This window comes from Agromyces sp. GQ35 (assembly GCF_059758475.1).
The window spans coordinates 1-13111 of sequence record NZ_JCAXEO010000001.1 but is presented as its reverse complement, the minus strand read 5'-3'; the positions used below and the strand labels follow the sequence as shown (position 1 = coordinate 13111).

The following is a 13111-nucleotide window of genomic DNA, read 5'->3' as shown; positions in this document are numbered from 1 at the left end:
GGCCTCAGTCGGGGCCGTTGGCGAGCAGCCGGGCCACTCCGTCGAGTCCTTCGCGTGTGCCGACGACGACGATGACGTCTCCCGCGCGCAGCGCTTCAGCAGGCGTGGGGGAGGGAATGATCGAGCCGTCGCGAACGATGGCCACGATCGAGGCGTGCGTACGGGTGCGGGCCTTCGTGGCGCCGAGCGTGCGGTTCAGGTACGGAGAGTCGGTCGGCAGCGCGATCTGCTCGGTGAAGAGCCCGGCGGTCTCATCGCTGAGGCTCGTCAGGCGACTCAGCATGACCGAGGCGCCGAGCACGTCGGCGAGTGCTGCGGCCTCATCGTCGTTCAGCGGAATGGAGTCACGACAGGCGTCGGGGTCGTCTTGGTCGAAGATGCCCAGGTCGCGCTCGCCATCTCGGTGCGACACCACGCTGATGCGTCGACCGCCTTCGGTGACGAGGTCGTGCCGAATGCCGATGCCCGGCAGATCGACCTTCTCGATGCGAATTCCCACGTCGCCATCGTAACCCCGCGCGGCAGTGTCCCGGCCCGCCGCGCTCAGCGGCGAGGCTGGGCGTGCGTGCGCATGTTGAGCACCGCCGTGCCGGCGTCGTCGCCGACGTCGAGTTCGACGTGGACGGCACCGAGTTCGGCGAGTGAGCCGACGTGGGTGCCGCCGCAGGGGATGCGTGCCGTTCCACCCGGCAGCTCGGCCACCCAGAACCGTCGGTCGGTGAGGCCGTCGCCATCGCGTTCGATTCGCACCTTCGCGTCGGCCTGCGCCCACGCGGCGATCGTGGCCGTCACGGATGCTGCGAGCTCGCCGAGCTGCTCCGTTCCCACCGCAGCGGTGTCGAACCCGGCGCGGCGCAACGACTTGTTCAATCGGTACACGTCGACCGACGAATCGGGACCGATGCGGCTGGAGGTGATCGCGATGCCGTCGAAGTCGGGGGCGCCGAGCGCATCCTCGCGAGCCGGCTTCGACCAGTGCGCGGCGAGTGCGGCGTTGAGCGCCAGCGCGGCCGCATGGCAGGCGGTGTGACCGACCGAGAGGGCGTGCCGGGTGGCGGCATCCGCTCGCACCGTCACCTCGTCGCGCTCGGCGATCGCGACGTCGTCGGCGACGAGGTGCGCGACGAGGAACACCCACCCGTCGGTGCCCTTTCGCACCGGGATGTCGGCACCGAGGAAGAGCTCGCTGCCGTCGGTCGCCGCCACCACGGCATCGACGATCACCACGTCACCGTGTGCGGTGCTGAAGCTGCCGGAGTCGGCCGGCTGGTCGGGCCATGCCGAATCGACGGGGTGGAAGCTCGTCCGGTCGGTGATGACCGCGAATCGCGACCCGCCGACGGGCGCGGCGTGCAGCACGACGGCAGTAGCGTCGAGGGAGCCGTCGGGATAGGTGACGAGCGTGTCGTGCGAGGGCAGTGTCACTGCGGCTCAGACGCCGTCGCTGCGGCCGAGCACGTGGAACGGAACGGCGAGTGAGAGCGAGACGCTCAGGATGCCGCCGAAGAAGAGCGGCGCCTGGAACTCGGTCAGCTCGGGCGCGGTGCCCATCAACCACATGCCGAAGACGAACAGCCCCAGCGAGATGAGGAAAGCGACGACGTTCACAACGACCTCCAGTGATCCGGTGGCGGTCCGCGCCGCCCGGCCAAGTCTACCGTTCGGGGCGCACCGAGCTCGGGTTCACGACTCGAGCGGGCCGAGCCATGCGTTGGCGACGGTCGCGTGCGCGGATTCGTCATCGGAGGGGTGGAAGATGCCCGCGAGCACGTCGCGGTAGAGGCGACCGAGCTCCGAGCCCGCGAAATAGCTCGACCCGCCGGAGACGCGCACCGCCTGATCGACGACGTGCTTGGCGGTCTCGGTCGCGCGCACCTTGACGCCGACGAGCTTCGCGAACCAGAACGAGCCGTGGTCGACGAGCTGGTCGAGGTCGCGGGCGATCGCGAGGAGTTGCGGTTCGATGGCCTCCTGGGCGAGTGCCGCGTCGGCGATGCGCCAGCGGATGTCGGGGTCTTGCGACAGGGGCGCGCCGTCGCGCTTCATCGAGGTGCGCCGATGCGCGGCGTCGACGGCCAACTTCAATGCCCGGTCGCCGATGCCGGCGTAGACCGAGGCGAGCAGCAGCTCGAAGTTCGCGAAGATGCCGAAGATGAGCGGGTCGGCGTTCGGTCCGGGGTCGAGCCGGCGCACGATGCGGTCGGCGGCCGCGAATGCGCCGTCGAGCACGGTCGTACGGCTCTGGCTCGCCCGCATGCCCATCGTGTCCCAGTCGTCGAGGATGCGCACGTCGGGGTCTTCGCGGTCGATGAAGCCGTAGACGATCTTCGGGGCATCGGGCGAGGTGGTGTCGAGGCCCATCGTGCCGAGCCGGGTCCACGCCGGCGACAGCGAGGTGAAGATCTTGCGGCCGGTGTAGCGGTAGCCGCCGCCCTGCTGCGGGTCGGCGCTCGTGTGGGAGCCGAAGAGCATGAGGTCGTTGCCGGCCTCGCTGATGCCGAAGCCGAAGATCTCGCCGGCACCGGCCTCGCGCAGCACGAAGTCGAGCGAGTCGTCACCCCGGTCGCGAAGCACCTTGGCGACCCCCGTCCACACGAGGTGCATGTTGACGGCTAGCGCGGTCGCCGGCGCCGCGCCCGCGAGACGCATCTGGCTCTTCACCGCGTCTGCGAGGCTCCAGCCGAGCCCGCCGAACTCGGTCGGCACGAGCGCCGTCAGGTAGCCGGCCTCCCGGAGTTCGGTGAGGTCGTCGTCGAAGAACTCGTTGTCGCGGTCGTATCGGCTCGCCCGCTCGCGGATGCGTTCGAGCAGCTCGTCGTTCAGCAGGGTCTCGGGAGTCGGCGTCTCTGGCGTTGTCACGCCGCCAGACTACGCCTCGGGCCCGCTGGCGGGCGGGCCCGCGGAGGGGGTCGAGGCGCCGCCGTCCGGTGCGCCCGACGGGGCGACGGGTGCCGTGGCATCCGCTCGCCTGGTTCGCCGCGTGCGCGAGGAAGCGACGACGATCGCCACGACGATGGCGACGATCACGAGTGCCGACAGCAGCCACGGAAGCAGCACGCCGAACGCGACTCCGAGCCAGCTGGCGAAGGCGACGAGTGCCCCCCATCCGGCGAGGAGCCCGCTCCAGAAGTCGTCGGGCGCGGCCTCGGGTGCGACGTCCTCGGTGACGAGGTCGAGCGTGATCGTCGAGAGATCGACCTGGTCGACGAGCCAGTCGCGCTGCTGCGTCAGGCTGTCGAGTTCGGCCTGCCGGGTGGTGAGTTCTGATTCGATGGCGATGAGGTCGGCGATCGTGGTGGCGGTGCCGAGGAGTTCCTGCAGGCGGGCGACCGAGGCGGTGAGCGCGTCGATGCGGGCATCGAGGTCTTGGCGCTGCTGCGTGACATCGGAGGCGTTCATCGTCACGGCGTTGACGGTGCCGAGCTCGCGAAGCTGCGCGATCACGTCGTCGAGGTCGTCGGCGGGAACGCGCATGGTGAGCAACGCGCTCGGTGGCTGGGTCTCCGTGCCCGGAGTCTCGTTGCGGCTGTCGATCCGGCCGCCGGCCTGCTCGGCGATGTCGGCGGCGTCTTCGGCGCTCGCGATCGGGTCGTCGACCGTGACGGAGATCCAGCCGGTGGTGATGACACTGCGATCCGCGTCGGCCTCGGCCGTGAACTCGGTGGAATCGGCGGCGTCGCCGCCCTCGACCGACTGAGGTGCCCCGGGAGCGATCTCCTGAGTGCCGGGCGCGGACTCGCTCGACGAGCTGCCATTGCCGGCTGAGCATCCGGCGAGGAGGAGGGCGGTGATCGCGGCTGCCGCTGCCGCCGGTGCGATGCGTCGTCTCATGGGCTCACTGTATTCCGCGGGCCGAACCCGATGTCTGGTACCCGGCTGGGAGTCGGATCACGATCGCATTGCGCTTGGCTGTGAGTCGCCGAACGGCCACAACGTTCGCGGCGGTTCGTCCGTACGGCGCGCTCGCCGTGGCCTGCTGCGGCGCCGTGCCGTCTCAGTCGTCGTCGGGATCGCGCCCGGTGCGGGCTCCGGTCTCGAGGGTCGCCATCGCGGCGAGATCGTCGTCGTCGAGTTCGAATCCGAAGACATCGAGGTTCTCTCGGATGCGTTCGGTCGATGACGCTTTCGGAATCACGATGTTGCCGAGCTGCACATGCCAGCGCAGCACGATCTGCGCCGGGGATCGGCGGTGCTTCGCGGCGAGGTCGTCGAGCAGCGGCGTGCCGAGCACTCGGCCGCGGGCGAGCGGCGACCAGGCCTCGGTTCGGATGCCGCTCGCTGCATGGAACTCGCGAAGTGCCGTCTGCGGCAGCCAGGGGTGCAGCTCGACCTGGTTCACGACGGGGGTCACGCCGGTCTCGTCGATGAGCCGCTCGAGGTGATGGGCGTGGAAGTTGGAGACGCCGATCGAACGCACCCGGCCCTCGTCGCGCAGCCGGATGAGTGCCCGCCACGTGTCGACGTACCGGTCGGTCGAGGGAACCGGCCAGTGGATCAGGAAGAGGTCGAGTCGTTCGAGGGCGAGCAGCCGCATGGACTCGTCGAACGCGCGAAGCGTCGAGTCGAAGCCGTTGTCGTCCTTCCAGACCTTGCTCGTCACGAAGAGTTCGTCACGAGGAACGTCGGCCGCGCGCACCGCCTCGCCGACCTCGCGCTCGTTGCCGTAGAAGGCGGCGGTGTCGAGGTGCCGGTAGCCCGCGGCGATCGCGTCGAGAGCGAGCCGCGCGGCATCGGATGACGGCACCTTGTAGAGGCCGTAGCCGAGCTGGGGGATGCTGGCGCCGTCGGCGAGCGGCATCATCGGGGCGGGAGGGTGCGGTCGGGACATCCGGGGCGCCTCTCTGAGCTCTGCTAGCTCGGTTGCAGGGGAACGGGCTCGGTGTCGGGGATCGGGCTCGCATCACGGCCCCTGAGGTCGGGGTGCCATCGCCGACCGAGGACCGGCACGATGAACCCCAGCAGCGCGAGCGCCGCTGCCGCCCAGAACGCGCCCTGCGCGCCGTATCCGTCGATGAGGAATCCGGCGAGGGCCGAGCCGAGGGCGGCGCCGATGAGCTGCCCGGTGCCGACCCAGCCGTACGCCTCGGCCGTGTCGGAGAACTTCACGCTCGCCGAGACGATCGCGAAGAGCACGGCCAGCGCGGGTGCGATGCCGATGCCCGCGATGAAGAGGGTGGCGGAGAGCCACCAGAAGTCCATGAGCCCGGCCGCGAGCGCCGTGCCGGCGAACACGATGAACATGCGGCGCGCCGTCGACCAGGGGCCGATCGGCACGTGCCCGAGGAAGAGGCCGCCCGCGAGCGAGCCCAGCGAGAAGATCGCGAGCACGATTCCCGCTTCCGCGCCGTCGTGACCGAACACGGCGACGACGCCGGCCTCGATCGCGGCGCACGCGCCGATCAGCAGGAATCCGACGATCGTCGCGAGCAGCACCGGCGGCCGGCTCAGCACGACGCCGAACCGACGCTTCGAACGCGGGATGCGGACTCGCCCGAGCTCGGGCGAGGAGATGAACCAGATGCCGCCGATGACCATGAGCACGGCGGCGAGCAGGATCGCCCAGACCGTGCCGATCTGCGTCGCGACGAACGTCGTGACGACCGGCCCGACGACCCAGATGATCTCTTGTGCCGACGCGTCGAGTGAGAACAGCGGGGTGAGCTGACGGGAGTTCACCATCTTGGGGTAGATCGTGCGCACGGCCGGCTGCACCGGCGGTGTCGCGATACCGGCGACGAAGCCGATCGCCATGTACAGGGGAACGGTGAGCGGCAGCACGGCGATCGCGACGACCGCAGCCACGCAGACGACGAGGGTGCTGATGAGCACTGGCCGCATGCCGAGCCGGCCCATGAGCCGGCTCGTCATCGGTCCGGCGATCGCCTGGCCGATCGAGGTGGCGGCGAGCACGAGCCCCGCGGCGCCGTACGATCCCGTCTGCTGCTCGACGTGCAGCAGGAAGGCGAGCGAGAGCATTCCCGACGGGAACCGTGCCGTCAGCTGGGCGGCGATGATACGAGCGACGCCCGAGGACTTGAGCAGATCGGAGTAGCTTCCCACGGTGCGATCACTCTATCGAGGCGGATGCCGCGGGGGCACCTGCCAGGCAGGTGGATCGGGCGGGTCGGGCACGCCGCGGCGGCGAGCGCCGTGCCGATGGCGGGCTACGCCAGCAGCTTCGTGATGCGCTGCAGCGACACGCTCTCGGCGGCGCGCACCTCTTGTGCGAAGAGACTGATGCGCAGTTCCTCGATCAGCCAGCGCGCCCGCACGACGTTCGCCGCGGCATCCGGCGCGAGCGGTATCGTGCCGCCGGCGTCGGCGAACCGCGCGAGCGCGGTCTGCACCTCGTTCATCCACACGCGGTCGCGCCCCGGATTGTCGGTCAGCTTGCCGATGCGCACCGTGACCCCTTCGAGGTAGCGCGGCACGTGCCGGAGACGTTCGAGGCCCGTGCGCGCGACGAAGCCGGGGAACACGAGCCCCGCGAGCTGCTCCTTGGCGTCGCTCAGCGCAGGCAGCAATGCCATGCTCGTCGCCGACTTCACGGTCTTCTCGGCGCTCCGCAGCGCGGTGAGGGTGCGGGCGACGAGGCCGACGGTTTCGAACATGGTGTCCATCACGACGCCCGAGACGCGGTCGCGCACCGTGTCGAACTCGAGCTTCGTGAAGAGCATGCCGTCGTCCTTGACCCGGTAGAGCACGTCGTTGATGCACGCGACGAGACAGTCGGCGAACAGGGCGGTGGTGCTGGGGTACGGACTCGTGGCGAGAATGAGCTTCTCGTTGCCGGTCAGGTGCTGCTGCACGTAGTTCACCGGCGACGGGGTCGCGAGCATCAGCAGGCGACGGATGCCGCCGGGCATCGCCCGCGCCTGCTCTTCGGGCGTGGCGAGCAGCCGGATGCTGACCGTCGCCCCGTCGTCGATGAGCGCCGGATACGCGCGCACGCGGTTGCCGCCGACCGTGGTGTCGACGTGTCGGGGCAGCTCGGCGAAGTCCCAGCTCGTGAGTCCGCTGCGTTCGATGCCGGCGCCCGGTCCCTCGCCGGCCGCAGCGATCGCGGCCGGGGTGGCGGGTTCCGGGCCGTCGACCTGCCGTGGTCCGCGAGCCCCGCGCTCGCCGCGGCCGGCGTGCGCGAAGGTGTCGGCGACCGCATCGCGCGCACGGTCAGAGAGCTGCGCTTGGAGCGCCCGGAGGTCTTTGCCGACGGCGAGCTGCTTGCCGCGCCCGTCGACCACGCGGAACGACATCAGCAGGTGCGGCGGTACCCGATCCATCGCGAAATCGGCACCCGTCACCGGAGTGTGGGTCAGCTGTCTGATCGCGGCGGCGACCTCGTCGGCGAACGACGTGCCGGCCGGGGCATCCGTCTCGTCCAGCTCGGCGACGATCTTCGCGGCCCAGTCGGCCGCAGGTACGACATTGCGCCGGATCACCTTCGGCAGCGCCTTGATCATGGCCGTCACGAGCTCGGTGCGAAGCCCGGGCACCTGCCGGTCGAAGCCGTCGGGGCGGAGCCGGGCGAGCAGCACGAGCGGCACCTGCACGGTGACGCCGTCGTCGGCCGCACCGGGCTCGAAGCGGTAGCGCAACGCGAGGGTCTGGTCGTCTTGACGCCAATTCGGCGGGAAGGCGTCTTCGTCGATGCCCGGTGCGTCGTCGGGGGCGAGCGCGTCGGCGGTCATCGTCAGCAGCTCGGGCGTCTCCTGCTTCGCGGTACGCCACCAGTTCTCGAAGACCCGGGTCGAGGTGACGTCGGCGGGAACACGCGATTCGTAGAAGTCGAAGACGGCCTCGTCGTCGAAGAGGATGTCGCGGCGACGGCTGCGCTCCTCGACGGCTTCGAGCTCGGCGCGCAGCTTTCGGTTCGCCCGGTCGAAGTCGAAGAGCCGGTCACGCCGGATGTCGTTCGGCCAGTCGCCGTCGACGAGCGCGTGCCGGATGAAGAGCTCGCGGGCGTACGCCTGGTCGATGCGCGCGAGCTGGATGCGCCGGCGCGCCACGATCGGCACGCCGTAGAGCGTCACCTTCTCGTACGCGACGGCAGCGCCCTGACGCTTCTCCCAGTGCGGCTCGCTGTGGCTGCGCTTGATGAGGTCGCCCGCGAGCGGTTCGGCCCAGGCCGGGTCGATCGCCGCGTTCATGCGGGCGAAGAGTCGGCTGGTCTCGACGAGCTCGGCGCTCATGATGGCGTCGGGTTGCTTCTTCGCGAGCGTCGAACCCGGGAAGACGAGGAACCGCGACTGCCGGGCGCCGAGGTACTCGCCCTTCGGCTTGCGCCCGCCGGCTGCCGCGCCGCCGCGTGCCGTCGACGGCTGGGTGCTCGCCGGGGCATCCTTCAACCCGATGTGGCTGAGCAGGCCCGCGAGGAGCGCCTTGTGGATGCGATCGGCGTCGGGCGCGGTTCCCCCGCGGGGAGTCGTGTCGTCGATCGTGAGCCCGAGGGGCTTCGCCATCTGCCTCAACTGCCGATAGACGTCGTTCCATTCGCGCACGCGCAGGTAGTTCAGGAATTCGTTCTTGCACATGCGGCGGAACGCGCTCGAGCCGAGCTCGCGCTGCTGCGTCTCGAGGTGGTTCCAGAGGTTCAGCAGCGTGATGAAGTCGCTCGTCGGGTCGGCGAATCGGGCATGGCGTTCGTCGGCCTGCTGGCGACGCTCGAGCGGACGCTCGCGCGGGTCTTGAATCGTGAGCCCGGCGACGATCGCGAGCACTTCGCGGCTCACACCGTGCTGCTTCGACTCCACCACCATGCGACCGAAACGAGGCTCGATCGGCAGTTTCGCGAGTGCGCGGCCGACTTTCGTCAGCCGCGGGCCGGCTCCCGAGCCGGCCGAGGGATCGACCGCGCCCAACTCCCGCAGCAGCTCGACACCGTCTTTCACGCCCCGCGAGTCGGGCGGCGTCAGGAAGGGGAATGCTTCGATGTCGCCGAGCCCGAGGGAGATCATCTGCAGGATGACGGCGGCGAGGTTGGTGCGCAGCACCTCGGGCTCGGTGAACTCGGGGCGCCTGGCGAAGTCCTCTTCGGAGTACAACCGGATCGCGATGCCGTCGCTCGTGCGCCCCGAGCGGCCCGATCGCTGGTTCGCCGAGGCCTGGGAGATCGCTTCGATCGGCAGCCGCTGCACCTTCGAGCGCACCGAGTAGCGGCTGATGCGTGCGGTGCCAGCGTCGATGACGTACTTGATGCCGGGCACGGTGAGGCTCGTCTCCGCGACGTTCGTCGCGAGCACTACGCGTCGGCGCACGCCGGCGACGGTCGATGGCTGGAACACGCGGTGCTGGTCGGCCGACGACAGGCGTCCGTAGAGCGGCAGCACCTCGGTGACGGATGCCTCGCGGCCGGCGTAGTGCCCGCGCACCGCCTCTTCGGCGTCGCGGATCTCGTTCTCGCCCGAGAGGAACACGAGCACGTCGCCGCGTGACTCGCGGTCGAGCTCGTCGAGCGCCTCGATGATGCCCTGCAGGTAGTCCTTGTCGTCGGCCGCGGCCCGGCCGCCGGGGCCCGACGCCGTCGTCTCGTCGGGATCGTCGCTCGCCGATTCCTCCGAGACCAGCGGGCGGTACCGGATCTCGACCGGGTAGGTGCGCCCGGAGACCTCGATGATCGGTGCCGGCGTGCCCGCGGCATCCGCGAAGTGCTTCGCGAAGCTCTCAGGATCGATCGTGGCACTCGTCACGATGACCTTGAGGTCGGGCCGCTTCGGCAGCAGTTGCTTGAGGTAGCCGAGGAGGAAGTCGATGTTGAGGCTGCGCTCGTGCGCCTCGTCGATGATGATCGTGTCGTAGCGACGCAGCATCCGGTCGTGGTGCATCTCGTTCAGCAGGATGCCGTCGGTCATCAGCTTGATGCGGGTCGAGGCGGTGGCCTTGTCGGTGAAACGCACCTGGTAGCCGACGAGGCCGCCGACCTCATCGCCGAGTTCCTCGGCGATGCGCTCGGCGATCGTGCGGGCGGCGAGTCGCCGTGGCTGCGTGTGGCCGATCGACTCACGCCCGAGCTCGAGGCAGATCTTCGGCAGCTGCGTCGTCTTGCCCGAGCCGGTCGCTCCGGCGACGATCACGACCTGGTTCTCGCTGATGGCGCGCGCGATCTCCTCACGCTGCCGGGAGACGGGCAGCTCGGCGGGGTAGGTGATCGCAGCAAGCACAGCCCTCCATCGTATGCGGCGCCGGCGGGCCCGTGGTAGAACTCCCTCATGTCCACGGATGTCGCGGTGCAGGTGGGGTCGACTTCGACGCGCTCTCCGGCGGTCGCCGCCCTCCTCGGTCTCCCGGCCCTCCGGGTCGCGCTCGTCGGGCTCGCAGCGCTCGGCACCTGGATCGCGCTCGCGTCGACGGGCTCACCCGGGCCGTTCCCGCCCGGCATGCTGTTCGCTGCAGCGACGATGCTGCCCGTGAACGTGCTCTCGATCGTGCTCGTGCGGCGGGCATTGCACCGCTCGGGGCAACGGGCGCGTGACCTCATCGACTTCTCGTGGCGACGGCTCGGCCCAGACGTGCTCTGGGGCCTGCTCTGGCTCGCCGTGCTGTGGCTGCCGTTCATCCTCGCGGTGATTGGGGTGATGTTCGCCCTCCACGGCGGTGCAGCGTTCGAGCACTTCGCAACGGTCTTCTACGACGCGGATGCCGCACCGCCCGTGAACCGCGTGGGGCTCACGGTGCTCGCGGTCGTCTCGGTCCTCACCTTCGCGCCGCTGAACGCCCCTGCGGAGGAGCTCGTCTACCGCGGCTACTCGCAGTGGGGACTCGAGCGGCGCTGGCGGCCGTTCTGGGCGATCATCGTGCCCGCCGCGATCTTCGCGCTGCAGCATGTGTTCTACGCGGCGACCCCGGATGCGGTGCTCGTCTACCTCGCGGCGTTCTTCGTGTGGGGCATCGGCTCCGGGATCATCGTGCATCGCCAGCGGCGGCTGATGCCGATCATGATCGCCCACCTGCTCGTCAACCTCATGACCAGTGCGCCGGCCCTCGTGCTGCTGTTCCTCCCCGACTCCGCGCTCGCCGCCTGACGACCCGTGATTTCGGGGCTGGCGAACGCGGCGGCTACGGTGTGCACATGAGCCTGGATGACGTCGAACGCGAGTGGTGCGAGTGGCGGCGGAGCCGCTGGCAGGCGGTGTCGGCGCCGCACGGCACGGCCGCGCTCCGTCACACCCACTGGCTCACGGCGGAATCCGCGGAGTTCGCCGGCGCGCCTGGGCGCTGGCGCGTCCAGGGCGGCGCGATCGTCGGTGAAGCCCAGCCGGACGACGAGGTCGTGCGGCTCGTTCCGGGGGAGGAGCACGAGATCGGCAGCGTGCGCCTGCGCGCATTCGAGCGCGACAGATCGCTCGCGCTTCGCGTGATCGATCCGGATGCCCCGAGCCGCACGCGTCTCGACGGCATCGAGACCTATCCGTTCTCGTCCGACCGGGTGGTGACCGGACGGTTCGCCGCCGCAGACGAGGGCGCGACGATCGAGGTCACCTCGGTCGACGGACACGCATCGGAGGGCAGGCTCGGCGGCGCGATCGAACTCGAGATCGACGGCGTTCCGCTCGCCCTCACGGTCACCCGTGACGGGCACGGCCTCTCGGCCGTGATCGCCGACGCAACGAGCGGAGACGAGAGCTACCGCTTCCGGTTCCTGCGCGTGCCCGAACCTGACGCCGCGGGCCGGGTGGTCGTCGATTTCAATCGGGCGTACCTGCCGCCGTGCGCGTTCTCCGACGAGTACGTGTGCCCGTTGCCGCCGACCGGCAATCGTTGGCCGATCGCGCTGCGCGCGGGGGAGCGAAACGCGTCGCGCCGTGCGCTCGCTGCAGCAGACGTGGCAACCGACCCCATCAGCGACCGGCTCGGAGCGACCGCGGCCTGATTCGCGGCCAGCGAACCTCCTGCCGCAGCGCGCTTCGGCGTGGTGGGATGGAGCATGACTTCTGTTCCCCGCATCCAACTCAACGACGGTCACTCGATCCCGCAGCTCGGCTTCGGCGTGTTCAAGGTCGACCCGAAAGAGACCGAGCGCATCGTCACCGATGCCCTCGAGGTGGGGTATCGCCATATCGACACGGCGCGTATCTACGGCAACGAGGCCGGCGTCGGCGCTGCGCTCGCCGACTCGGGCATCCCGCGCGAACAGCTCTACATCACGACGAAGCTGTGGAACGACGACCAGGGCACGCAATCGGTGCTCGATGCGTTCGATGCGAGCCTCGATCGGCTCGGCCTCGACTATCTCGACCTGTACCTGATCCACTGGCCGGCTCCGGCGAACGACCGATACGTCGAGACGTGGAAGACGTTCGAACAGTTGCGCGAGAGCGGGCGGGTGCGCTCGATCGGCGTCTCGAACTTCCTCGTGCCGCATCTCCAGCGACTGCTCGACGAGACCGACGTCGTGCCTGCCATCGACCAGATCGAGCTGCACCCGGCGCATCAGCAACCGGCCACGGCGGCATTCGCCGAGGAGCACGGCATCGCGATCGAGGCGTGGGGGCCGCTCGGTCAGGGCAAGTACCCGCTCTTCGAACTCCCCGAGGTCGCCGGCGCTGCAGCGGCGCATGGCAAGAGCCCGGCGCAGGTCGTGATCCGCTGGCACCTGCAGCGCGGTCACGTCGTCTTCCCGAAGTCGAACCGGCGAGAACGAATGGCCGAGAACTTCGACGTCTTCGACTTCGAGTTGACCGATGCCGAGGTCGAGGCGATCACCGCGCTCGAGCGCGAGGGCCGGGTGAGCTCCCACCCCGACGACGTGAACTGACCGGATGTCGCGAGATCCCCGTGTTCCGGCGCGACACGCCCGGGATGCATGCCTGATTTGCCGGGGTGCGGGGATCCGCGTAAATTCTTACTCATCGCCACGGCGGTGCGGGAAGCGGCTGAGAGATCAGGGCTTCCCGGCCGAGACGGCGAGATTCTTAGCCAAATAGCCTCGAAGTCGCATTGCGACTCGGTGATTTCAAGCCTAAGATGAAACCCCCACTTCAGAACGAACATGACTCTCGAGTCGTGTTCTTGTTGTGTCAGCATCCGCTGAGTGACTTCGAGTGATCGAAGCCGGCGTCGGAAGTGGTACGGTAGATAGGTTGCCCTGAGGGCAGGCCGGAATGGCTGAAACTCA

The 13111-nt window shown here is 69.5% G+C and carries 11 protein-coding genes; 3 read left to right on the top strand and 8 right to left on the bottom strand.

Annotated elements, in window-relative coordinates:
• Positions 1–4 precede the first annotated feature (4 nt).
• From AC6CH0_RS00055 to hrpA, 8 genes are all read right to left on the bottom strand, one after another.
• Positions 5–499, bottom strand: a complete 495-nt coding sequence (locus AC6CH0_RS00055; RefSeq protein ID WP_498097377.1) for a cation:proton antiporter regulatory subunit — start codon at positions 497–499, stop codon at positions 5–7.
• 44 nt (positions 500–543) lie between these two features.
• On the bottom strand, positions 544–1425 hold the full coding sequence (locus AC6CH0_RS00050) for an alanyl-tRNA editing protein (RefSeq protein WP_498097375.1): 882 nt from the start codon (positions 1423–1425) through the stop codon (positions 544–546).
• A gap of 6 nt (positions 1426–1431) precedes the next feature.
• Entirely contained in the window at positions 1432–1608 is a 177-nt protein-coding gene (locus AC6CH0_RS00045) for a hypothetical protein (protein WP_498097373.1), read from the bottom strand.
• A gap of 75 nt (positions 1609–1683) precedes the next feature.
• Positions 1684–2859 carry an acyl-CoA dehydrogenase family protein gene (locus AC6CH0_RS00040; RefSeq protein WP_498097371.1) on the bottom strand — a complete coding sequence of 392 codons (1176 nt, stop codon included), beginning with the start codon at positions 2857–2859 and terminating at the stop codon, positions 1684–1686.
• A gap of 9 nt (positions 2860–2868) precedes the next feature.
• The gene (locus tag AC6CH0_RS00035) at positions 2869–3831 is read right to left on the bottom strand and encodes a DUF4349 domain-containing protein (protein WP_498097369.1); all 963 of its coding nucleotides are present in this window, start codon (positions 3829–3831) and stop codon (positions 2869–2871) included.
• Positions 3832–3994: 163 nt separating this feature from the next.
• Complete coding sequence (locus AC6CH0_RS00030; RefSeq protein ID WP_498097367.1) at positions 3995–4828, bottom strand: aldo/keto reductase; 834 nt, start codon at positions 4826–4828, stop codon at positions 3995–3997.
• 23 nt (positions 4829–4851) lie between these two features.
• Positions 4852–6060, bottom strand: coding sequence for an MFS transporter (locus AC6CH0_RS00025; RefSeq protein WP_498097365.1), 1209 nt, complete (start codon positions 6058–6060; stop codon positions 4852–4854).
• Positions 6061–6164: 104 nt separating this feature from the next.
• On the bottom strand, positions 6165–10157 hold the full coding sequence (gene hrpA, locus AC6CH0_RS00020) for an ATP-dependent RNA helicase HrpA (RefSeq protein ID WP_498097363.1): 3993 nt from the start codon (positions 10155–10157) through the stop codon (positions 6165–6167).
• Between the two features lie 48 nt (positions 10158–10205).
• Between hrpA and AC6CH0_RS00015 the strand changes: the two genes are divergently transcribed.
• Genes AC6CH0_RS00015 through AC6CH0_RS00005 form a run of 3 tightly spaced genes read left to right on the top strand, consistent with a single transcriptional unit; the run spans position 10206 to position 12751 of the window.
• Entirely contained in the window at positions 10206–11018 is an 813-nt protein-coding gene (locus AC6CH0_RS00015; protein WP_498097361.1) for a CPBP family intramembrane glutamic endopeptidase, read from the top strand.
• A 47-nt stretch (positions 11019–11065) separates the two neighbouring features.
• Positions 11066–11866 (top strand): DUF1684 domain-containing protein, encoded by an 801-nt coding sequence (locus tag AC6CH0_RS00010; RefSeq protein WP_498097359.1) that lies wholly within the window; start codon positions 11066–11068, stop codon positions 11864–11866.
• A 54-nt stretch (positions 11867–11920) separates the two neighbouring features.
• Positions 11921–12751 (top strand): aldo/keto reductase, encoded by an 831-nt coding sequence (locus tag AC6CH0_RS00005; protein WP_498097357.1) that lies wholly within the window; start codon positions 11921–11923, stop codon positions 12749–12751.
• Positions 12752–13111 lie beyond the last annotated feature (360 nt).

Excerpts from the sequence above, each read along its gene's own strand:
- AC6CH0_RS00035 (WP_498097369.1), bottom strand. The coding sequence starts at position 3,831 with ATGAGACGACGCATCGCACCGGCGGCAGCGGCAGCCGCGATCACCGCC.
- AC6CH0_RS00030 (WP_498097367.1), bottom strand. The coding sequence starts at position 4,828 with ATGTCCCGACCGCACCCTCCCGCCCCGATGATGCCGCTCGCCGACGGC.
- AC6CH0_RS00015 (WP_498097361.1), top strand. The coding sequence starts at position 10,206 with ATGTCCACGGATGTCGCGGTGCAGGTGGGGTCGACTTCGACGCGCTCT.
- AC6CH0_RS00010 (WP_498097359.1), top strand. The coding sequence starts at position 11,066 with ATGAGCCTGGATGACGTCGAACGCGAGTGGTGCGAGTGGCGGCGGAGC.
- AC6CH0_RS00005 (WP_498097357.1), top strand. The coding sequence starts at position 11,921 with ATGACTTCTGTTCCCCGCATCCAACTCAACGACGGTCACTCGATCCCG.